Origin of the sequence: Hoeflea sp. 108 (assembly GCF_000372965.1) — a bacterium.
GTDB lineage: Bacteria > Pseudomonadota > Alphaproteobacteria > Rhizobiales > Rhizobiaceae > Aminobacter.
On sequence record NZ_KB890024.1, the window covers coordinates 1,010,141 to 1,030,057 of the forward strand.

At 63.6% G+C, this 19,917-nt stretch carries 19 protein-coding genes; 8 read left to right on the top strand and 11 right to left on the bottom strand.

Translation table 11 applies throughout. The annotated features are described in order from the left end of the window. The first annotated feature begins 2 nt into the window (after window positions 1-2). Together B015_RS0104990 and B015_RS0104995 are read left to right on the top strand one after the other, a co-directional pair. Window positions 3-677: a response regulator transcription factor gene (locus tag B015_RS0104990; protein ID WP_018426567.1), complete on the top strand. Its 675-nt coding sequence runs from the start codon at window positions 3-5 to the stop codon at window positions 675-677. After that, on the top strand, window positions 674-2,095 hold the full coding sequence (locus tag B015_RS0104995) for a HAMP domain-containing sensor histidine kinase (protein ID WP_018426568.1): 1,422 nt from the start codon (window positions 674-676) through the stop codon (window positions 2,093-2,095). The genes B015_RS0104990 and B015_RS0104995 overlap by 4 nt, the downstream gene beginning before the upstream one ends. Before the next feature lie 61 nt (window positions 2,096-2,156). Here the strand turns inward: B015_RS0104995 and B015_RS0105000 are convergent, their stop codons facing one another. From B015_RS0105000 to B015_RS0105010, 3 genes are read right to left on the bottom strand one after another with little or no spacing between them, the layout of a single operon-like run. Continuing rightward, complete coding sequence (locus B015_RS0105000; protein WP_245262122.1) at window positions 2,157-2,855, bottom strand: RNA polymerase sigma factor; 699 nt, start codon at window positions 2,853-2,855, stop codon at window positions 2,157-2,159. Window positions 2,856-2,883: 28 nt separating this feature from the next. Next, entirely contained in the window at window positions 2,884-3,408 is a 525-nt protein-coding gene (locus B015_RS0105005) for a plastocyanin/azurin family copper-binding protein (protein ID WP_026226908.1), read from the bottom strand. Next, on the bottom strand, window positions 3,405-3,815 hold the full coding sequence (locus B015_RS0105010; RefSeq protein ID WP_018426571.1) for a DUF5602 domain-containing protein: 411 nt from the start codon (window positions 3,813-3,815) through the stop codon (window positions 3,405-3,407). The genes B015_RS0105005 and B015_RS0105010 overlap by 4 nt, the downstream gene beginning before the upstream one ends. A 176-nt stretch (window positions 3,816-3,991) precedes the next feature. Between B015_RS0105010 and B015_RS0105015 the strand changes: the two genes are divergently transcribed. From B015_RS0105015 to B015_RS0105025, 3 genes are all read left to right on the top strand, one after another. Further along, window positions 3,992-4,375: a hypothetical protein gene (locus tag B015_RS0105015; RefSeq protein ID WP_018426572.1), complete on the top strand. Its 384-nt coding sequence runs from the start codon at window positions 3,992-3,994 to the stop codon at window positions 4,373-4,375. 93 nt (window positions 4,376-4,468) lie between these two features. After that, window positions 4,469-5,143 carry a response regulator transcription factor gene (locus B015_RS0105020; protein WP_018426573.1) on the top strand — a complete coding sequence of 225 codons (675 nt, stop codon included), beginning with the start codon at window positions 4,469-4,471 and terminating at the stop codon, window positions 5,141-5,143. Beyond that, entirely contained in the window at window positions 5,140-6,591 is a 1,452-nt protein-coding gene (locus B015_RS0105025; RefSeq protein WP_018426574.1) for a HAMP domain-containing sensor histidine kinase, read from the top strand. Before B015_RS0105020 ends, B015_RS0105025 begins: the two co-directional genes overlap by 4 nt. A 21-nt stretch (window positions 6,592-6,612) precedes the next feature. Here the strand turns inward: B015_RS0105025 and B015_RS0105030 are convergent, their stop codons facing one another. Continuing rightward, window positions 6,613-7,899, bottom strand: coding sequence for an FAD-binding oxidoreductase (locus tag B015_RS0105030; RefSeq protein WP_018426575.1), 1,287 nt, complete (start codon window positions 7,897-7,899; stop codon window positions 6,613-6,615). 103 nt (window positions 7,900-8,002) lie between these two features. Next, entirely contained in the window at window positions 8,003-9,439 is a 1,437-nt protein-coding gene (locus B015_RS0105035) for a glutamine synthetase family protein (RefSeq protein ID WP_018426576.1), read from the bottom strand. A gap of 137 nt (window positions 9,440-9,576) precedes the next feature. Between B015_RS0105035 and B015_RS0105040 the strand changes: the two genes are divergently transcribed. Continuing rightward, window positions 9,577-10,284, top strand: a complete 708-nt coding sequence (locus B015_RS0105040; protein WP_018426577.1) for an HAD family hydrolase — start codon at window positions 9,577-9,579, stop codon at window positions 10,282-10,284. A gap of 1 nt (window position 10,285) precedes the next feature. On the opposite strand, the gene B015_RS0105045 is transcribed toward B015_RS0105040, so the two are convergent. The 3 genes from B015_RS0105045 to aceA all read right to left on the bottom strand — a co-directional run bounded on the left by B015_RS0105045 (window position 10,286) and on the right by aceA (window position 12,593). Continuing rightward, entirely contained in the window at window positions 10,286-10,690 is a 405-nt protein-coding gene (locus B015_RS0105045; RefSeq protein ID WP_157632848.1) for a response regulator, read from the bottom strand. A gap of 269 nt (window positions 10,691-10,959) precedes the next feature. Beyond that, on the bottom strand, window positions 10,960-11,202 hold the full coding sequence (locus B015_RS0105050; RefSeq protein ID WP_018426579.1) for a hypothetical protein: 243 nt from the start codon (window positions 11,200-11,202) through the stop codon (window positions 10,960-10,962). A gap of 101 nt (window positions 11,203-11,303) precedes the next feature. Continuing rightward, window positions 11,304-12,593, bottom strand: coding sequence for an isocitrate lyase (gene aceA, locus B015_RS0105055; RefSeq protein ID WP_018426580.1), 1,290 nt, complete (start codon window positions 12,591-12,593; stop codon window positions 11,304-11,306). Window positions 12,594-12,838: 245 nt separating this feature from the next. Here aceA and B015_RS0105060 point away from each other — a divergent pair, with 245 nt between their 5' ends. Further along, complete coding sequence (locus B015_RS0105060; RefSeq protein WP_018426581.1) at window positions 12,839-14,281, top strand: helix-turn-helix domain-containing protein; 1,443 nt, start codon at window positions 12,839-12,841, stop codon at window positions 14,279-14,281. Between the two features lie 3 nt (window positions 14,282-14,284). Here B015_RS0105060 and B015_RS0105065 read toward each other — a convergent pair whose 3' ends face one another. Continuing rightward, window positions 14,285-16,342: an EAL domain-containing protein gene (locus B015_RS0105065; RefSeq protein ID WP_018426582.1), complete on the bottom strand. Its 2,058-nt coding sequence runs from the start codon at window positions 16,340-16,342 to the stop codon at window positions 14,285-14,287. A 461-nt stretch (window positions 16,343-16,803) separates the two neighbouring features. On the opposite strand from B015_RS0105065, the gene B015_RS0105070 reads away from it, so the two are divergent. Continuing rightward, window positions 16,804-18,060, top strand: a complete 1,257-nt coding sequence (locus B015_RS0105070) for a hypothetical protein (RefSeq protein WP_157632686.1) — start codon at window positions 16,804-16,806, stop codon at window positions 18,058-18,060. A 28-nt stretch (window positions 18,061-18,088) separates the two neighbouring features. Here B015_RS0105070 and B015_RS0105075 read toward each other — a convergent pair whose 3' ends face one another. Continuing rightward, complete coding sequence (locus B015_RS0105075) at window positions 18,089-19,309, bottom strand: MFS transporter (RefSeq protein ID WP_018426584.1); 1,221 nt, start codon at window positions 19,307-19,309, stop codon at window positions 18,089-18,091. Beyond that, a complete protein-coding gene (locus B015_RS0105080; protein WP_018426585.1) occupies window positions 19,306-19,854 on the bottom strand; it encodes an NAD(P)H-dependent oxidoreductase in 549 nt (182 codons plus the stop codon). Before B015_RS0105080 ends, B015_RS0105075 begins: the two co-directional genes overlap by 4 nt. Window positions 19,855-19,917: the final 63 nt, after the last annotated feature.

Genomic DNA, 19,917 nt, shown 5'->3' on the forward strand with positions numbered 1-19,917 from the left:
AAATGCGTATCCTTCTCGTCGAGGACGAACCAGAGATGGCCTCGACCTTGCTGGCCGCCCTCAAGCGCCGGCAGGTCGTTGTCGACCATGCCCCCAACCTGGCCGACGCGCTGGCGATTGCCGAGCTTGGTACCTATGACGCGATCGTGCTCGACCGTCGCTTGCCGGACGGTGAAGGCCTCGACTTGATCCCAAGGCTGCGGGCGATGCGCATCACCGCACCCGTGCTGATGCTGACGGCTCTTGGTGCGCTTGACGACAGGGTCGCCGGGCTCGACGCGGGCGCCGACGATTATCTGACCAAGCCTTTTGCCGTCGAGGAGTTGATGGCGCGGCTGCGGGCCTTGCGCCGACGGGCAGTCGTATTGCAGGCAAATCACGCGATTGTCGGCCAGCTGGCTTTCGACTTCGAGCATTGCGAAGCCCTTGTCTCAGAAAAGGTCCTCGATCTCCCGCGGCGCGAGCTACTGGTACTTGAGGCCTTGATGCGCCGCCCTGAACGGACGGTTCTCCGCGCCACCCTTGAGGAACATGTCTACGCGCTCGGCGACGAGATCGGCTCCAATGCTCTGGATGCCCACATGTCGCGCCTGCGCCGCAAGCTCGATGAGGCCGATGCCGGCGTCGAGATCCGGGCGATCCGCAACCTGGGCTACCTGCTGAGGGCGGTGGAATGAAGGGGCGGTCGCTCCAGTGGCATCTTGTCCGTCGCCTGATCCTGCTTCAGGCGGCGACTTTGTCGCTCTTCGTCGTGCTGCTGTGGATCGTGGCCTTCATGCTCGAGCCGCGCGTCATCAGCGACAATGAGAATGCCGCCAACGTGATTGCGGAGGCCGTAGACCGCGACGCCTCCCGGAAGCTTGTCGTCAAGGAAACTTCTGACGTTACCGCATTACGCGCCAGCTTCCCGAATGTCTGGGCCATCGTGCGCGACGCCAAGGATGAGGCATTCGTCCTTGGCCAGGTGCCGGATGCGTTCACCGACGCGGCCGTCCGCGTTCCGATGACGCTGGACCACAGTTGGCTGTATTTTCCGGCGGTGGATGTACGGCCGGACGCCTTCGTGGCCAACCGGAACGGTCCTGCCGGCCGCGTCCAGATTCTTGTCTCGACGATCCATTCGCGCGTGGAGCAGGGGCCCGAGCTCAACTTCAATCTTGGCCTCGATGGTGCCCGCAATCCCGACGGCACCTTCGCCTGGTACGACATGGGGCCGGTGCTGGCGATGATCCTGGTGCTGATGCTGGCGCCCTTCTTCATCGTCATGGGCGTGACCACGCTGGTCACCACCCCTGCAGTGGTGCGGCGCTCCCTCGCTGGCCTTGTCGCCACCGCAAGTCAGGCCAAGGATATCGACATCGACAACCGTGCGGTGCAACTGCCCACCGCCCAGGTGCCCAACGAGATCGCGCCGCTGGTCGACGCCTTCAACCTGGCGCTTGCCCGTCTTGGCGAAGGCTACGATCGGCGCAACCGCTTCCTCACCGACGCCGCCCACGAGCTGCGCACGCCGATTGCCATCCTGCGCACCAGGGCAGAACTTCTACGCGACGATCCAGAGAGCCGCCATCTGGTCCAGGATATCGAACGTCTCTCCCAGCTCGCCCAGCAACTGCTCGACCGGCAGGTGCTGGACTATCAGACCGGCTCGCGCGAGGCGATCAATCTGGTCGGCTTCGTCGGCGACATTACTGCCGACTTCGCTCCGCTGGCTTTCCGCGCCGGCTATGATCTGTCGTTCGAGCCGGCGGCAGGCCCGGTCATGGTCGAGGTCAGGCCCTCGCAGATCCGCCAGGCGATCACCAATCTCCTGCGCAACGCCATCGACCATGGCGGCGGCAGCGGCACGATTTCCGTGGTGGTCGATGCAACAGGCGGCATCGAGATCCGCGACGAGGGCCCCGGCATCCCCAAGGACGAACACGAACGGGTCTTCGAACCGTTCTACCGGCTCAAGCCGCGTTCCCACGGTGCCGGCCTCGGCCTCAATCTGGCGCGCGAGATCGCCCGCCTGCATGGCGGACGCATCGACATCCTGTCGGGGCCGTGGCGTGGCGCGCGCATCCGCATCCAGCTGCCGCTGGTTTCGGCATAGGCATTGCGGGAAATACGCTGAGCCGGTCCGTCATCGTCGGTCGGTAGCCGTGGGAGCCGGCTCAGGCGCCGCGCAGCCGGTCCACCACCCGCTCGGCCATGTTTTCACAACGCCAGCCATTGAACGGGAACAGTTCGGCAAAGCCGGCCGACAGTCGCCTTTCGATTGCCGAGCGCATCAGCCGGCGCGCCCTGAACAGGCGCGTCTTCACCGTCTCCGGCCTCAGCGACAGCTGCGAGGCCGTTTCCTCGACGCTGAGTTCCTCGACGTCGCGCAGGATGAAGACGACGCGGAAAATCTGCGGCAGTTCGTCGATGGCATCCTCGAGCAGTTCCCGTGCCTGGCTGCGCCCGGTCTCTGCATCGGCATCGGGCGGCGTCAGAGACGTTGGAAACATGACCACGCGGCCTCCATCCGCCGCCGCTTTGGTTTCGAGGTCTTCGATGTTGTCGGCCGGTCGCCGACGGCGGATGCGGCCCAGCGCTTCGTTGAGCGCGATCCGCGTCAGCCAGGTCGAGAACGCTGCGTCACCCTTGAAGCTGTCCAGCCTTGTGAAGGCTTTAACATAGGCCTCCTGCACCACGTCCTCCGCTTCCGCGTCGTTACGCACGACCGCGCGGGCGGCACGGAACAGGCGCTGGTTGTTGCGCTTGATCAATACGCGGATGGCGCTCTCGCCGCCGCTGCGGGCGAGCGTCACGAGCTCTTTGTCGTCGAGGCCTTCCACGTCGATCGGCTTGTGCAGTGTTGCGATCTGCATGGCCATCTCCCTTGCCGCGAGCCGGTGCTCAACTGCGGCGGATCACGCCCTTTGCGATGATGTCCTGGACATCGGGAAACCCGTTCAATGCGATATCAGGCAGCGGTGTCAGCGTCGGGTCGACCGCTGCGGGCGCAGACTGCGGCGGCGTTCCAACGACGATGCGGCCGACCATGCCCGCATGTTCGTGCGGCACGCAGTAGTAATCATACACCCCTGGTACAGTCAGGGTCACGGCGAAGGATTGGCCCGGCAGCAGATAGTCCGAGTTCCACGGCTTGGCGCCGGCGGGAATGCGCAGCGGCCGGTCGAAGACATCAGGGTGATAGGATGTCGTGGTGTGTGAATTCGCCGGATCGTGGTTCGTCCAGCGCACCGTCTGGCCCGGCTCTATGCGAACGCCCCAAGGATCGAACCACACATGCGCGCCATCGTCCTTGCCGCGCATTTCGATTTCGACGGAGGGGCCGACAGCGAATGCCGGCCGCGCCAGAAGCACGGCGAAGAAAAGGCCCCCGCCGGCTTCGATCATCGCTCTGCGCGTGAGGCTCATTTGGCCACCCGTGCCTCGTCGGTCTTGCTCACATGCCATAGCACGACATGGACATGCGGCTCCTCCACTCCTGGGTGGCCGGCATTGTAATAGACGCTGACGTGGTCGACATTGCCGCCCGGCGACGACAGGTCGTCGAAGCGCTTGTTCGGATTGAGGTCCTTGATCGGCAGCATGTAGATGGTGCTGACCAGCTTGCCGCCATGGTCATAAGCAAGGAAGGGACCCGCCGGCAGCGTCGCCGGGTCGACGAACAGCTGGCCCATGCCGGGCAGGAAGTCGGGCAGCTTGACCAGGCTGCTCACCGCCTTGAAGGCTCCGGGAGGCGGGGCCTTGCCGACATCGGCGGCAAGCACCGGAAACGACCCGGCCAGCAAAACGGCGAGTGCGAAGGGGACCATTTTCATATCGATATCTCCCTGCTGAGTGCCACCGCACGACGCGGCGGTTTCAGCCATTGGATGCCGGTTTTCGAAAAAGGTTCCCGCAAAAGCTGTGGCGGAGCGTTTGCTTCGCTGCTTGCAATGTCTGTGCAATCTTGCGCGGCTAGCTGCCGGACTGACAAACAGCACCGGGGTGAAACATGCCTTTCTGCAATGCCCGTCGCCTGGCAGGCGCCGCTTTGGTCGCCGCCGCAGCCATCCTTGCCGGTTGCGCGTCCGACATGATGAAGAGCTACATCGGCCAGCCGGTCGAATCTGTCATCATCGACTACGGTCCGCCGATCGCCGTTCTCGAGCTCGGTCGCGGCGAGCGCGCCTATCAATGGCGCAAGGTGTCGACCAATGTCGTCTCCGGCTCGACCAGTGGCGAGATCAGGGACACAAGGCGCGGCACCCGTTATGAAGAGACCACCACGCCCGGCTATGTCGAGGAGCAGGAGTGCTTCTACACCTTCTATGCGCGCAATTCGGGTGGCCGCTGGTACGTCACCAATTTCCGCCAGCCGAAACTCGAATGCGAGTAACTGGGCCAAGAACCTTGATCCGTCCAGGCGTATGACACGGCGGGCACGGCACGCCATCTGCCCATGAAGGCCATCTCGTGAAGGAACGTGCACATGCGCATCATGCTGCTTGAGGACGAACCGGAAATGGCCTCGGTGCTGAAGACCGCACTGGAGCGCCGCAACGTCATCGTCGACCATGTGGCGACCATTGCCGACGCCGAGGCCGCAGCCGAGTTCGGCCAATATGATGCCGTCGTGCTCGATCGCCGCCTGCCCGACGGCGAAGGGTTGGACCTGATCCCCAAGCTGCGCGCCTTGCGGGTCGAAGCGCCGATCCTGATGCTGACGGCGCTCGGCAGCATCAACGACCGCGTCGTCGGCCTCAACGCAGGGGCCGACGACTATCTGTCCAAGCCCTTTGCCATGGAAGAGCTGATGGCGCGGCTGCGCGCGCTCTACCGCCGTCCAGTGGTGTCGAGGGCCGAACAGGTGGTGGTTGGCCGGTTGACCTACGATTTCGGCCACCACGAGGCGACTGTCGGCGACAGGCCGCTGGAACTGTTGCGGCGCGAGCAGCTGGCGCTGGAGGCGCTGATCCGCCGGCCCGGTCGGGCGGTGCTGCGTGCCACGCTGGAAGAGTCGGTCTATGCCATGGACGACGAGATCGGCTCCAACGCGCTCGACGCCCATGTCTCGCGCTTGCGCCGCAAGCTGGAGGAGGTCTCGGCCGGGGTCGAGATCCGCGCCATCCGAAACCTCGGCTACCTGCTGCGCGCCACCGCATGAGCAAGCCTCGCCGGCGATCGCTGCAGTGGGTCCTTGTCCGCCGCCTCATCCTGCTGCAGGCGGCGATGCTGATCGCCTTCATCGCGCTGCTTTGCGCGGTGCTCTTCATTGCCCAGCCTCGTCTGATCGTCGACAACGAGGCGGCGATCGGCCTGATTGCCGAGGCATTGAAGCGCGATCCGGATGGAAAGCTCGTGGTCGACGACACCCCGGAGCTGCGGACGTTCCGCCAGGATTTTCCGCATCTCTGGTTCATTGCCCGTAACGACAAGGGCGAGGTGCTGCGCCAGGGTGAAGTCCCCGACGCCTATGCCAAGGATACGGGCGATCTGTTGAAGGGCATCGACAAGGCAGTGCTCGCCTTCAAGAAGGGCCTGAATCTGCCCGAGGCGATGCTGCGCAATGTCGACACCCGCGCTGGCCGCGCGCAGATCGTTGCCTCCACTGTCTCGTCGCGTGGCCAGACCGACGGCCTCGAGATCAACATCGATGCCGATTTCGACGTTGCACGTTATCCTGATGGAAGCCCGATCTGGATCCGGGTCGTTCCCATATTGGCAATCGTCGTGCTGATCATGCTGTCACCGATCATCATCGTCATGGGCGTGACGACGCTGGTCACAACACCTGCGGTGGTGCGCCGCTCGCTGGCTGGCCTCGTTGCCACCGCCAGTCAGGCCAAGCACATCGATATCGACAACCGTGCTGTGCAACTGCCGACCGAGCAGGTACCGACCGAAATCGCACCGCTGGTCGACGCCTTCAATAATGCGCTCGCTCGCCTCGGCGAAGGTTACGACCGGCGCAACCGCTTCCTCACCGACGCCGCCCACGAACTGCGTACGCCCATCGCCATCCTGCGCACCAGGGCCGAACTCCTGCGCGACGATCCCGAGAGCAGGCGGCTGCTCAAGGACATCGAACGGTTGTCGAACTTGGCCCAGCAACTGCTGGACAGGCAGGTGCTGGACTACGCCTCCGGGCCGCTCGAGCGCGTAGATCTGGTCGATTTCGTCCGCAACATCACGGCCGATTTTGCGGCACTTGCGATTGGCGCCGGCTACGACCTGTCCTTCGAACCCGCGGCCGCGCCGGTTTGGGTCGAAATCAGGCCCTCGCAGATACATCAGGCGATCGCCAACCTGCTGCGCAACGCCATTGACCACGGTGGCGCCTCAGGCACGATATCGGTGCTGGTCGACGCCACTGCCGGCATCGAAATCCGCGACGACGGGCCCGGCATTCCCGACAGCGAGCACGAGCGTGTCTTCGAGCCGTTCTATCGCCTGAGGCCGCGCTCCAGCGGCGCCGGGCTTGGGCTCAATCTGGCCCGCGAAATCGCCCGTCTGCACGGCGGCCGCATCGACATCCTGTCAGGCCCATGGCACGGCGCACGCGTCCGCATCCAGCTTGCGCTGGCAAAAGTCGAGGCAGGCGCCGCTTCTTAGGCGGCTCCTGCTTTACCAGCCTTAGATCCGGTCCCTAAGGGCAAACCAGTTGAGCGCGAGAAACAGCAGCGGCGCGCGGAAGCGACGGCCGCCGGGGAAAGGTGGAATCTTCAGCTCCTCGATCAGTTTCAGCCGGTTGCGGTTGCCGGTCACGGTTTCGGCGTAGAGTTTGCCGAAGAAGTTGGACAGCATCACGCCGTGGCCGGAATAGCCGCCGACAGAAATGACATTCGGCATCACCTCGCGGACAAAGGGTTTGCGCGGCACGGTGATGCCGACATAGCCACCCCAGCCATGGGTGATCTCCACGTCCTTCAGTTGCGGGTAGATCTCGGTGATCTGCTTGCGGATGTGGATATGGATGTCCTTGGGATCGTTGACCGCGTAGATCTCGCGTCCGCCAAACAGCAGCCGGCCATCCGTCGACTTGCGGAAATAGCGCACCACGAAGCGGGAATCGTCGACCGACTCGCCACCGGGAATGACCGATGAATTCGAACCCAACGGCACCGTTGCGCCGATGAAGGAGCCGATCGGCATGATGTGGGAGGCGCTGATCGGCTCGAGCTTGCCGCCATAAGCGTTGGTCGCGATCAGGCATTTTTGGGCGGTAATGGTTCCGCGCGCGGTCGTCACCACAACCTTGCCGCCCTGCGAGGTGATACCGGTCGCCGGTGTCTTCTCGAAGATATGTGCGCCAGCAGCGGCCGCGACGCGGGCCGTTCCGATGACTAGCTTGAGCGGGTGGATATGGCCGGTTCCGCTGTCGCGCGTGCCGCCATAATAATGCGTCGAGCCCAAGCGCTCAGCCGTTTCCTGCGCATCCATGAACGCGATATGCGGATAATCGAAGCGGCTCGCCATGATCTCGGCATGGGCCTTGTAGTCGTCGACATAACGCGGCTTGTGCGCCACCGACATCTGGCCAGGCACGTAGTCGATGTCGATATCGTTGGCGGCCGAAAATTCGAGCAGGTGCGCCTTGGCCTCTTCGGCGAAGTCGAACAACGCCTTGGCGCGGGTGAGACCGTAGTCGCTTTCGAGTTCTTCGGCCCAGGCCCGCTGGCCCGTGCCCATCTGGCCGCCATTGCGGCCCGAAGCGCCGTCGCCGAAGCGACAGGCCTCGATCAGCACGACATTGGTGCCGGATTTGGCGAGATGCACGGCAGCCGACAGGCCGGTGAAGCCGCCGCCTATGATGACGACGTCGGCCTGCCTGTCACCGTCGAGAACGGGATATTCGGGGCGCGGACCAGAGGTGTCTTCGTACCAGGACACACCGGGGGAAATGGGAGACTGATAGGGCATGATGCGGAGAGGGTTCCGGGATTGCAGGTAGCGAACAGGGAACAGTGAGTAGCGAATAGGGATATCAGCGCTTCTATTCCCTACTCGCTATTCGCTTCTTCCTTCACACGTTGAGCAACAAGTACTCACGCTCCCACGGGCTGATCACTTCCATGAAGGTCTCGAACTCGGCACGCTTGATGGCCGCGTAGGTCGAGGCGAAGGATTTGCCGAGCATGGTCGCCAGTTCGTCGTCTGCCTCGAACAGGTCGACGGCCTCCAGCAGGCCGCGCGGCAGGTCGATCTCGTCCTCGTTGGCCGTGGTCAGGACGGGCGGCTCGGCCGGCAGCTTGTTGTTCATGCCGATCAGGCCGCAGGCCAGTGATGCCGCGAGTGCGAGATAGGGGTTGGCGTCCGAGGACGGGATGCGGTTTTCGACACGCCGCCCGGCCGGGTCCGATCGGGGCACGCGGAAGGCCGTGGTGCGATTGTCGTAGCCCCATTTGTTGTTGACGGGGGCTGACGCAGCCTGGGTCAGCCGGCGGTAGGAATTGACGTAGGGAGCAAGCATCACCAGCGCGTTCGGCACATGCTTCTGCATGCCGCCGATGAAGTGGGTGAAGGCTTCCGTCTCCGCGCCGTCCTCGGCGGTGAAGATGTTCTTGCCGGTCTTCTTGTCGACGATCGACTGGTGGATGTGCATCGCCGAGCCTGGTTGGCCCTGGATGGGCTTGGCCATGAAGGTGGCATAGGTGTCGTGTTTCAGCGCCGCCTCGCGGATCGTGCGCTTGAACATGAACACCTGGTCGGCGAGTTCGATCGGGTCGCCGTGACGCAGGTTGATCTCGAGTTGGCCGGCACCTTCTTCGTGGATCAGCGTATCGATCTCCAGGCCCTGCGCCTCGGAGAAATGGTAGATGTCATCGATGAGTTCGTCGAATTCGTTGACGCCGGCAATCGAATAGCCGGCACCGCCACCGATGGGGCGGCCAGAGCGTCCGACCGGCGGGGTCAGCGGATAATCCGGATCCGGGTTCTTGCGAACGAGGTAGAACTCGATTTCCGGCGCGACCACGGGCTTGAGCCCGAGCTTGTCATAAGCCGCCACCACGCGCTTCAGCACGTTGCGTGGCGTGAACTCGACGTTGCGTCCGTCCTGGTGGACGAGGTCGCAGATCACCTGCGCGGTCGGATCGTCCTCCCACGGCACCACGGACAGCGTCGAGAGATCGGGCACCAGCTTCAGGTCGCCATCGTCTTCAGGATATTCGAAGCCGTTGCCGTTCTCCGGGTAGTCGCCCGAGATCGTCATCATGAACGGCGCCGATGGCAGCGCCAGCGACGTGTTGGAGGTGAATTTGCTCGACGGCATCATCTTGCCGCGGGCAACGCCGGCCTGGTCAGGCGTGATGCACTCTATGTCTTCGATACCGCGCCATTCGAGCCATTCGGAGGCTTCCTTCCAGTTCTTGACGCCACGCTTGTTCTTCACAAAAGCGGGCGTGCGGGCGCGAGCCCCCCGAGTGGTCGGACGGACTTCCTTCTTTGCAGGCGGCATCATTCACCAGATTGTCGTTGCAGATTGCCGAGTATAGCCGTGCCCCATGAAATAAGAAAAGGGGGGCAAGTGGCCGATTCTGCTTGGATTCTGACGCCGATAAGCTGGTTTTTGCCCGATTTTCGGCCTAGAGCACGGCCATGACATCAGCCCCCCGCGACCTCACCACTATCGGATTCGACGCCGACGACACGCTTTGGCAGAACGAGCAGTTCTTCCGCATGACGGAAAAGCACTTCGCCGAACTGCTGGCAGAACATGGCGAGGAAGAACAGCTGAAGGCGCGGCTGCTGGAGGCCGAGAAGCGCAACCTTGGCGCTTATGGTTTCGGCATCAAGGGCTTCACCCTGTCGATGATCGAGACCGCCATCGAAGTCACCGACGGTCGTGTCCCTGCCAATGTCATCAGGCAGATCCTCGCCGCCGGCCGCGACATGCTGAGCCACCCGATCGAAACACTGCCCCATGTCCACGACACGTTGGAAGCGCTCGCCGGACGCTATCGCCTGGTGCTGATCACCAAGGGCGACCTGTTCGACCAGGAGCGCAAGCTGGCGCAGTCGGGGCTCGGCGATTTCTTCAACGCCGTCGAGATCGTCAGCGACAAGTCGAAGCCGACCTATGAGCGCATCTTCGCCCGCCATGGCGATGGGGCGGCCCGAAGCATGATGATCGGCAATTCACTGAAGTCCGACGTCGTGCCGGCGATCGAGGCGGGCAGTTGGGGCGTCTACATTCCCCACGACCTGACCTGGGCCTACGAGCATGTCGATGAACCGACTGCAGCCGAACGCTTCCGCAAGCTCCGGCATCTCGGCGAACTGTCGGAATTGATCCGCAACCTGTAGCTCAGGCTCGGCCGACGAGTCTTTCCACGACGGGCTGCAGCCGCTCGGGCGTGATCGGCTTGGCGATCACGATGTCGACGGCGCTCGACAGCGACAGGCTTTCGGGTGTGCCCGGCTTGGTCGACAACAGGATCACCGACGGCAGCCTGGTGCCGGTCTCGAGCCTGAGCGACATGATCGACGCCATCAGCCCGTCGCAGTCCCTGTTGTCGCTGCCGCCGTCGAGGATGACGGTGCCCGGGGCGAATTTGTGCAGCGCGGCCGCCGCCGTATCAGGGCCTTCTGCCACGGGTTTCAGCCCCGAGCGTTCGACGATCTTGGCGACGACGACACGGTTGATTGGCGAGCGTCCGACCACGAGCACCTGATGGAGGTCGGCAGAGCGCGGAGCCTGCGGGTCCCGCATGCGCGAAATCTCGTCCGGGCCGCGGCCCGGATTTGGTTCATTCCGTTTCATTGGCGCTACCGACTGCTCTGGGGGGGGCGTTGTTCAATGCGTGGTTGCGTTCGGTCTCTTACGTTCGCGTCATGTATGCGAAGTGTCAAGCGCAGGTCGGGAAACGGCATTCGACTTTAGTCGTAGAGGGGGCGGATCGCACGAGCTTGTCCCCCGAAAACACAGAACCCGCCCGCAGCAGGGCTGCGGACGGGTTCCGTGGGGGCATGCCGGAAGGGTTAGCCGTGCGGCTGCTGGGTGACTATGACGGGGATCAGCAGATCACCCCAGTTGCCGTTGCCCCCATGGTGACGGGCCGAGCGGACCAGTTCCACCGACACGCCTGCCTCGACCGCCTTCATGACCGACTGGTTCAGCCGGTGCAGGTCGTTGGCGACGATGCGGATCACGGCCTGCTGGTCGGCGCTCATCGTGGTCGCCTGTTCTTCGGCTCGTTCCTTGACACGGGTGCGCGGTGCCATTGTGGTTCTCCTCGGAGTGTTGCCTGTGCCCCTGCGGGGCGTTCCTCTGGCTGGTGTCCGGAGGCTGTTGTGCCTCCGGAGCTGTCGCTTGTGCCCCAGGCCTATTCGGCCGCCGGGCGGAACTGTTCGTGTTCGGTCGATTCATGCATCGCGGTCGTCGAAGACTTGCCGCCGGTGATCGCCATCGACACGGCGTCGAAGTAGCCGGTGCCGACTTCGCGCTGGTGCTTGGTCGCGGTGTAGCCGTTCACCTCGGCTGCGAATTCCGCCTCCTGCAGCTCCGAATAGGCGGCCATCTGGCGATCCTTGTAGCCGCGGGCCAGCTCGAACATGCCGAAGTTGAGCTGGTGGAAGCCAGCCAGCGTGATGAACTGGAACTTGTAGCCCATCGCACCCAGCTCGCGCTGGAACTTGGCGATCGTCGCGTCGTCGAGGTTCTTCTTCCAGTTGAATGATGGCGAGCAGTTGTAGGCCAGCTTCTTGCCCGGATGTGCCTTGTGCACGGCCTCGGCGAACTTCTTGGCCTGGGCGAGGTCCGGCTTGCCGGTCTCCATCCAGATCAGGTCGCAGAACGGAGCGTAGGCGATGGCGCGGGCAATGCACGGCTCGATGCCGTTCTTGACCTGATAGAAGCCTTCCACCGTGCGGCCGGCATCCTTGTCGACGAAGGGCTGGTCGCGCTCGTCGATGTCGGAGGTCAGAAGCTTGGCGGCCTCGGCGTCGGTGCGGGCGACGATCAGCGTCGATGTGCCCATCACGTCGGCTGCGAGACGCGCGGCGTTCAGGTTGCGGATGTGGGCCGCGGTCGGGATCAACACCTTGCCGCCGAGATGGCCGCACTTCTTTTCCGAAGCCAGCTGATCCTCGAAGTGGACGCCTGCGGCACCCGCCTCGATGAAGGCCTTCATGATCTCGAAGGCGTTGAGCGGACCGCCGAAGCCGGCTTCAGCGTCGGCCACGATCGGAGCGAACCAGGTATCAACCGACAGACCCTTGCCTTCGGAGGTCTCGATCTGGTCGGCGCGCTGCAGCGTGCGGTTGATGCGCTTGACCAGTTCGGGTGCAGCGTTGGCCGGGTAGAGCGACTGGTCGGGGTACATGGCCGATGCGGTGTTGGCGTCGGCTGCGACCTGCCAGCCCGAGAGGTAGATGGCCTTCAGGCCGGCGCGGACCTGCTGCATCGCCTGGTTGCCCGACATGGCGCCCAGCGCGTTGACGAAATCTTCCTCGTGGATCAGCTTCCACAGGCGGTTGGCGCCCATCTCGGCGAGCGTCTGCTTGATCTGGACGGAGCCGCGCAGCCGCTTCACGTCCTCCGGCGAATAGGGGCGCTCGATGCCGTCGAAGCGACCTTCGGGGGCCGAGGGGACGAGGTTGTAAAAATCGGTCATTGTCGACTCCGCTCTGTAAAAACCGTTTGGTGGAAGCCGCTGCCTCTTGGGAGCTTGTCGGCGATTTCCATGTGACTTGTTTTACATTGCGGTGCCGAAGCAGCTAGAAAATTCAACAAAATACGCCTGACAATAGGGAAAACCTGTGTTGCGTTTGACAGGAGGGCGCTGTAAATTTGTAAATAATGTAAAAGGACGGGTGGGGAAATCCCCCTCCTTTCGTTGTAAAGATGGTGTAAAAGCCAATGGCAGAGCAGAAAATCTTCGCCGGACCGCGCATCCGGCGCATCCGCAACCAGAAGGGGCTGACCCAGACGGCCATGGCCGAGGGGTTGGGCATTTCGCCGTCCTATCTCAACCTCATCGAGCGCAACCAGAGACCGCTGACCGTGCAGCTTATTCTCAAGCTGGCCTCGGTGTACAAGGTCGACCCCGACGAGCTGCAAGGCGAGGCGAGGGGGTCGATAGCAGCACTTCGCGAGGTTTTCGCCGACCCGCTTTTGTCGGGTGAGTTGCCCGGCGACCAGGAACTGGTCGAGATCGCCGAGGCCGCGCCCAATGCTGCGGCCGCGGTGATCAAGCTGTTCCGCGCCTATCGCGAGCAGGCCGAGCGGCTGTCCGACCTGACGGAGTTGTTGGCGCGCGAGGGGCATACGACGGCGCTGTCGGGCGCCCGGCTGCCAATCGACGAGGTCCACGAGGTCTTCGAGCGCCGGCCCAATCATTTCAACTCGTTGGAGGAGGAAGCCGAGGCCTTCACGACGCTGCTCGACCCGGGCGACGATCTGTTCGGCGCGCTGAAGGGCTGGCTGCGACGCGAGCACGGTATCGTCGTCAAGGTGCTGCCTGTCGCCACCATGCCCAACTGGCGCCGCCGCTACGACCGCCATTCGCAGCGCCTGTTCCTGTCGGAGCGCCTGTCGCCCTTCGACCAGTTGCGCGAGGTCGCAATGGAGGCGAGCCTGATCCGCATGCAGGTGGCGGTGGCGGCAGAAATCCAGGGGCTGAAACTGTCGTCTGACGAAGCCAAGCGCCTGGCCCGCTTCGAACTCGGTCGCTATGCCGCGCATGCTCTGATGATGCCTTACCAGGCGTTCCACTCGGCCGCCCAGCGCGCCCGCTACGATGTCGACGTGCTGCGCTCACGTTTTGGCGTATCGTTCGAGCAGGCGGCCAACCGGCTGACCATGCTCCAGCGATCCGGTGCGTCGGCCGTGCCATTCTTCATGCTCGAGGTCGACAACGCCGGCAACCGCTTCCGCAAGGCGGGCGCCCAGGGCTTTCCGCAGAGCCGCTTCGGCGGCGGCTGTCCCAAGCTGCCCGTGCATGCGGCTTTCACCCAACCCGGCCAGATCTTCGTCGAGGCGGTGGAAATGCCTGACGGTGCCGAGTTCCTCACCGTTGCCCGCACGCTCGAAGGCCCGCAGGGCGCGTTCAGCGAGCGTCCGCGCCGAACCGCCATACTGCTTGGCTGCGATATCGCCTTCCGTGACGAGATCGTTTATGGCGCGGCGTTGCCGGCTGCGGCCGTCGGCGGCAAGCCGGGCATGGTTGCGGCAACCCCCGTCGGGCCTGCCTGCCGGCTGTGCGAGCGTTCCGGCTGCCTCTCACGCGCCGAGCCTCCGGTCACTCGGCCGCTCGGCCTCGACGAGATGGTGACTGGACTTTCCGCCTTCGACTTCCAGTAGTGGTCAGGCGATCAGCCGGGCGACCGCCGCCTGTGCTTCCTTGTCGATGCCGGTCTTGGCAATGGAGCGGGCGGCATTGGAATCAAGCGGTTTGCCATAGAGGAAGCCCTGCGCTTCGTCGCAGCGGCGATCCTTCAGGAACGCCGCCTGGAAGTCCGTCTCCACGCCTTCCGCCAGCACCGGGATCGACAGCTTGTGGCCAAGCTCGATCACCGTCTCGATGACGCTGGTTGCCTGTGCTTGCCTGCCGAGCGCCTTGAGGAAGGTGCGATCCACCTTGATCTTGTCGAAGGGGAACGAGAACAGCGTCGACAGCGACGAGTAGCCGGTGCCGAAGTCGTCCATGGCGACGCGTACGCCCATTGCCTTGATCTGGCGCAGGATCAGCAGTGCCTGGCCGGGGTTTTCGATCAGCGCGGTCTCAGTGATCTCGACCTCCAGGCGCGAGGGCGCGAGACCCGTCTCGTCGAGGATTTGCTTCAGCCGGTCGCCAAAATTCGGCCGCGTCAGCTGCACCGGCGAGACGTTGACGGCCACGCCCAGATGCTCCGGCCACAACGTTGCCTCGCGGCAGGCTGCCTGCAGCACCCAATCGCCGATGCCGACGATGATGCCGGTCTGCTCCGCAACCGGGATGAATTCCGACGGCGAGACTTCGCCCAGCTGCGGGCTCGTCCAGCGCAGCAGCGCCTCGAAACCGAGCAGTTCGCGCTGCTTCATCGAGATCTGCGGCTGGAACACCAGGCGCAGGGTGTCTTCCATCACAGCACTGCGCAGGCCTATGGCGATCAGGCCGCGGCGGCGGCCGTCCTCGTCGGCATCCGCGTCGTACCAGCACCAGGCGCCGCTCTGGCTCTTCTTCGAGCGATACATGGCGAGGTCGGCGCGCATGGTCAGCTCGTCGATGTTGTCGCCATCTCTGGGGTAAACCGCGATGCCGATGCTGGCGCTGGTCTGGAAGCTGGCCTTGCCGAGTTCGTTGGGGCGCGCGAACGCGTCGGCGATGCGGGCGGCGAATTCCTCGACCTCGTTTTCCCGCGTGAACGGCTTGACGGCCATAAACTCGTCGCCGCCGATACGGGCGAAGAATTCGCCCGGTGCAAGGGCTGCGCGCATGCGCTCCGACGTCTGGTTCAACACGGCGTCGCCCGCCGCATGGCCGTAGACGTCGTTGATTTCCTTGAAGCGGTTGAGGTCGATGGCGATGATGGCGAGCGACGTTCCCGCCGCTTCCTTGAGCAGGCGCGGCAACGCGTCCTGCACTGCGGCGCGGTTGGGCAGGCCGGTCAAGGGATCGTGCAGCGCCAGGTGGCGATAGTGCGCCACGGCTTCCTTCTCGCCCTGCTCTTCGGCCAGATGCGTCGCAGCGCCCAGCAGCACCACCAGTATGGTCACGGACGCAACCATGATTGCCATGACTGCATCCGACAGGATCTGTGTCGGCACGATCACCCGTGGGTCAGGCGCGATCTGCACGGCGCCCATGGCGGTGAAATGCATGAAACCGATGCCGAGGATCAATGCGACGATACCGGCGATGAGGCCGTTGCGGCCCTTGCCATCGGCGATGCGGTTGGTGGCGAGCATGCCGAAAACTGCGCCGCCGACGATGGAGACGACGGCAAGCGTCGGGTCGTAGTCGACCTTGCCGGCGACGACGAAACCGGCCATGCCGAGGAAATGCATCAACGCGATGCCGCTGCCCAGGATGAAGCCGCCAAATTCCACCATCGGCCCGGTCTTGCGGCTTGCCGCAAAGAACAGACCGGAGGTCGAGGTAGCGATGGCGACTGCCAGCGACACCAGCGTGTAGATCGGCTCGAAGCCGTGCTCCACTTCAGGCGTGAAGCCCAGCATCGCCAGGAAATGTGTCGTCCAGATCGTCATGCCGCCGGCCAGGCCGGCCATGAACAGCAGTGCGGCATGCCTTGCCCGCTCGACGCTGCGCGCACGCGCAAACAGCCGCATCGAAACGGTGCAGCCGATGGCACAGATGGTCAGCGCTGCGGCGACGAAGCGGTAGTCATGTGCGATGACAAGGCAGTTGAGCACGGTCAGCATATGCAATCCCCAAAAGCTGTCCGTTCATATGTATGCAAACCTTGACGATCCGTTTCCACATTAGCGCTGCGGCTTCGTTGGTTAATGCAATGCCTCGGTCATCGAACTCGTGGTGCAACGCCCCCTGCGGCAATGTGGCTGGCCCTTGTGCGCCAAGCCTTTCCACCCTCCCAGGCGCATCGGGCAAAGGGTTGATGCCCCAGGTAATTGAATGCTGTTCGCAGTGCACCCATGTGCTGGCCCAGAATGGGGATCAACAAGTATTCAGAGGCGGATGAATGAGTAACTCAAGTTCAGAAAGCAAGTGGAGGCGATGGCTGAAACGCGGGGTGCTTGCTGTCTTGGCTGTGTTGGTCGTCGTTGTGCTGCCACTCAGCTTGATCCTGTACCCGACATTCAGGTCATATCGGGCAGCGCCTCCATCCGCCGGCGATACGCAGGCTGACAAGAATACGCAGGACTTGGCCCATCTTCGCAACATGCCGCAGGTGGAGCGCAGCTTTACGGCTGAAACCAGTGCAGCGTTTGCCCAGTCAGTCGACGAACTTTCGGCCCGCGCTGCCCAACTCGACCGGCCAGCACTGGCGATGGGGGCGGCGAAGGCGGTTGCCCTTGCCCGGAATGGCCATACCAACGTGCTCGGTCTTGCCGGTGGACAAGGCTTCAATGCCGTCCCGCTGCGTCTCGGCTGGTTCTCCGATGGTCTTTTCGTTGTCCGCGCCACATCGGAGCATCGCGATCTTCTCGGCGCGCAGGTGCTGACGGCGAATGGCCGATCGCCCGATGAGTTGGCCCAAGCGTTGCGCCCATACATTGGCGGTACAGGCCAGTATGCGCGGGAGCTCTCGCCGAACCTCATGATCTCGCCGGAACTGCTGCACGCCGCCAAGCTGGCGGACAAGCCGACAGAAAGCGCATTTCGCTTTCGCAAGGCCGACGGCTCCGAGATCGGGCGCACGTTCGCCGCAGCGCCAGGCGAAGGCAAGCTTGCGGCCAGGACCGTCTGGCCCAAGCGAGACCTAAGCCCGGTTGCACGGAACGAGAGCGATGCCGGATGGGTTCACGTTCTGGACGGCAAGGAAACGCCGAACTATCTCTCGCGTCCCGACCAGAATTTCTGGCACGCCTATCTCGAAGCCGACAATATCCTCTACGTGCAGCTCAACCGGTTCCGCGACCAGGAGCCGGTCCTGATGTCCGACTATCTGGCGGACGTGCTTGAAGAGGCTGGCAAGCGAGAGGTCAGGCATGCCGTCGTGGACCTGCGGTTCAGTCCTGGGGGCAACTATATGCTCGCCAATGATTTTTCGCGTTTGCTGCCGGAGGTCGTGTCGAATGGCCGGATATTCATCCTGACCAGCGGCAATACGTTCTCGGCGGCAATCAGCATCGCGTCGCGGCTCAAATATTATGCCGGCGAGCGCGCAGTGCTGATCGGCGAGGAGATGGGGGACACTGGCCAGATGTGGGGAGAGGGCGGCACGACGATCATGCCCAATTCCGGGATCTCCTTCCGCTACACGACCGCCTACCATGATTGGGAGAATGGCTGCCGGCTGTCACAGGTAGGCACGTGTTTCTTCCTGAACTACTTCTACGGCACTGCGGCCGGCTCTCTGCTGCCCACGGTTCAGGTTACCCAAACCTTTGCCAGCTATGCCGCTGGCGAAGATACGGTCATGTCGGAGGTGCTGAGGCTGGCGAAGCAGGCCGAGTAGGGACTGCCCCGACCAGCTTCAGTTGATCTCACTTGCCCCTGCCGGTGCTTGCGCGGAGGATTGCCACTGCTCCGCCAAGCACTGCGATGCCGCCGACGACAAGACCGGCGGAGAAGTAGGTCGATGAGAAGCCGAAATTGGCGATCATCGGCTGGCTGACGAAGGGCGAGATGAAATGGCCGGCGAAAATGCTGGCCGTCATGCCGCCGGCAATGCGCCCGCGCATCTCGGGCGCCGCCGCCGCCATGGCAGCACCGGCTATGTTGGGCATCATCATGCCGAGGCCCAGGCCGACAACCGCCGCGGCCGCGAGCACCGCCGGCAACGACGACGCCAGGCCGATCAATGCATATCCGGTGCCAGTCAGGCCGAAGGCGACAGCAAACACCCCGACCACACCGAGCCTGGCGCGCAGCCGCGCATAAGACAGCGAGACAATGGCGCCGATGACATTGCCCAGCCCGATCGCCAGTCCGGTCATGGTCGGTGAGCCGACGCCGAGATGATTGAGATAGAAGGGCAACTGCGTCGGGATCAGGTAGAAAGCGACGCTGTTGAGTATCGCAAGCAGGTAGACAGTTGCGATGGCAAACCATGCCGTGTGGCCAGCACCGCCGGATGCCGTGGAGACATGAGACCTGTTCCGGGACGGTTCGTCGATGAAGGCGAGCACCGCGGGGATCAGCGCCAGCGACAGCCCGTAGACAACAAACGGCGCGCGCCAGTGCAGTTCGGCCAGCAGTCCGCCCGCCGTGAGGAACACCAGCCCGCCGATGCCGACGAAGGACGACTGCAGGCCCATAAAGCGGTCGCGCGCGGGGCCGCTGAAATAGTCGCCGACAAGGGCGGTGGCCGTGGTCATGACGCCGGCAACGGCGATACCAAGCAATGCCCTGCCAACCAGCAAGCCCGCGAGCGAATCTGCGATCAGGCCCGACATGCCGCCCAGCCCATAGAGCGCAGCCGCGGCGATGAGCAGCGGGCGCCGGCCGAAGCGGTCGGCGGCACCTCCGGCAAATGGCGCGCAGATAACGATGAACAGCGCCGGCAGCGTCAGGACCAGCCGGGTCAATATCTCGACATTGTCACTGTCGGCGAAGTGGCTCTCGATGGCCGGCAGCGACGGCGAGATCGTCGCGCCCGACATGATGGTGAGCGTGCTTGCCAGCAGCAGTGTGGTATTGCGGCCGGTATGTCTGCGCGCCTCGACCTCGATCGCGGCTGGCTTGATGTGCTGGACCATGGTCATGCCGCGACCTCCTGAAAAGGCTTGGCCGTGCGCGCATCCCGAAGGATTGTCGCCCACCAGTGAAGGCGCCCAAGCAGCGTCGCCATGGCCTTTTGCGTGTCCTTGGGGTCGGCCAGCGCGCCATCGGCGCCGAACCTGCGCCAGGGAGTAACGAAGCTCACCGTGTCGCGGATGGCCACAGCGTGGAGTTCGGCGAAGACAAGCCTGAGCTGCTCCACAGCGCGTAAGCCCCCGGAAATGCCGCCATACGAAACGAAGGCGAGCGGCTTTACCTGCCAGGGCGTGGAATAGGTATCGATCAGCGCCTTGAGATCGGCAGTGTAGCCGTGATTGTACTCCGGCGTGACGATGACAAAGGCATCGGCGTCGTCAAGCCGTCGTCCGATGCCTGTGTGGTCCTGCGCGAGGTCGCGGGGATCGAAGAAATCGACGGCAAAGCGGCCATTGCCTCGGATCTCCGTTGCCACCCAATTGACGACGGTGTCGCAAAAGCGACCTTCGCGGGCGCTGCCATAGATCACGCCGAGCTTGATTTTCTGAGACATTCCGGTGGGCTCTCCAAATCGGATTCGAGTGGGAGCCCGGTCTGTAAAACCTCAACTAATATT

Excerpts from the sequence above, each read along its gene's own strand:
- B015_RS0104990 (WP_018426567.1), top strand. The coding sequence starts at position 3 with ATGCGTATCCTTCTCGTCGAGGACGAACCAGAGATGGCCTCGACCTTG.
- B015_RS0104995 (WP_018426568.1), top strand. The coding sequence starts at position 674 with ATGAAGGGGCGGTCGCTCCAGTGGCATCTTGTCCGTCGCCTGATCCTG.
- B015_RS0105000 (WP_245262122.1), bottom strand. The coding sequence starts at position 2,855 with ATGCAGATCGCAACACTGCACAAGCCGATCGACGTGGAAGGCCTCGAC.
- B015_RS0105005 (WP_026226908.1), bottom strand. The coding sequence starts at position 3,408 with ATGAGCCTCACGCGCAGAGCGATGATCGAAGCCGGCGGGGGCCTTTTC.
- B015_RS0105010 (WP_018426571.1), bottom strand. The coding sequence starts at position 3,815 with ATGAAAATGGTCCCCTTCGCACTCGCCGTTTTGCTGGCCGGGTCGTTT.
- B015_RS0105015 (WP_018426572.1), top strand. The coding sequence starts at position 3,992 with ATGCCTTTCTGCAATGCCCGTCGCCTGGCAGGCGCCGCTTTGGTCGCC.
- B015_RS0105020 (WP_018426573.1), top strand. The coding sequence starts at position 4,469 with ATGCGCATCATGCTGCTTGAGGACGAACCGGAAATGGCCTCGGTGCTG.
- B015_RS0105025 (WP_018426574.1), top strand. The coding sequence starts at position 5,140 with ATGAGCAAGCCTCGCCGGCGATCGCTGCAGTGGGTCCTTGTCCGCCGC.
- B015_RS0105030 (WP_018426575.1), bottom strand. The coding sequence starts at position 7,899 with ATGCCCTATCAGTCTCCCATTTCCCCCGGTGTGTCCTGGTACGAAGAC.
- B015_RS0105035 (WP_018426576.1), bottom strand. The coding sequence starts at position 9,439 with ATGATGCCGCCTGCAAAGAAGGAAGTCCGTCCGACCACTCGGGGGGCT.
- B015_RS0105040 (WP_018426577.1), top strand. The coding sequence starts at position 9,577 with ATGACATCAGCCCCCCGCGACCTCACCACTATCGGATTCGACGCCGAC.
- B015_RS0105045 (WP_157632848.1), bottom strand. The coding sequence starts at position 10,690 with ATGCGGGACCCGCAGGCTCCGCGCTCTGCCGACCTCCATCAGGTGCTC.
- B015_RS0105050 (WP_018426579.1), bottom strand. The coding sequence starts at position 11,202 with ATGGCACCGCGCACCCGTGTCAAGGAACGAGCCGAAGAACAGGCGACC.
- aceA (WP_018426580.1), bottom strand. The coding sequence starts at position 12,593 with ATGACCGATTTTTACAACCTCGTCCCCTCGGCCCCCGAAGGTCGCTTC.
- B015_RS0105060 (WP_018426581.1), top strand. The coding sequence starts at position 12,839 with ATGGCAGAGCAGAAAATCTTCGCCGGACCGCGCATCCGGCGCATCCGC.
- B015_RS0105065 (WP_018426582.1), bottom strand. The coding sequence starts at position 16,342 with ATGCTGACCGTGCTCAACTGCCTTGTCATCGCACATGACTACCGCTTC.
- B015_RS0105075 (WP_018426584.1), bottom strand. The coding sequence starts at position 19,309 with ATGACCATGGTCCAGCACATCAAGCCAGCCGCGATCGAGGTCGAGGCG.
- B015_RS0105080 (WP_018426585.1), bottom strand. The coding sequence starts at position 19,854 with ATGTCTCAGAAAATCAAGCTCGGCGTGATCTATGGCAGCGCCCGCGAA.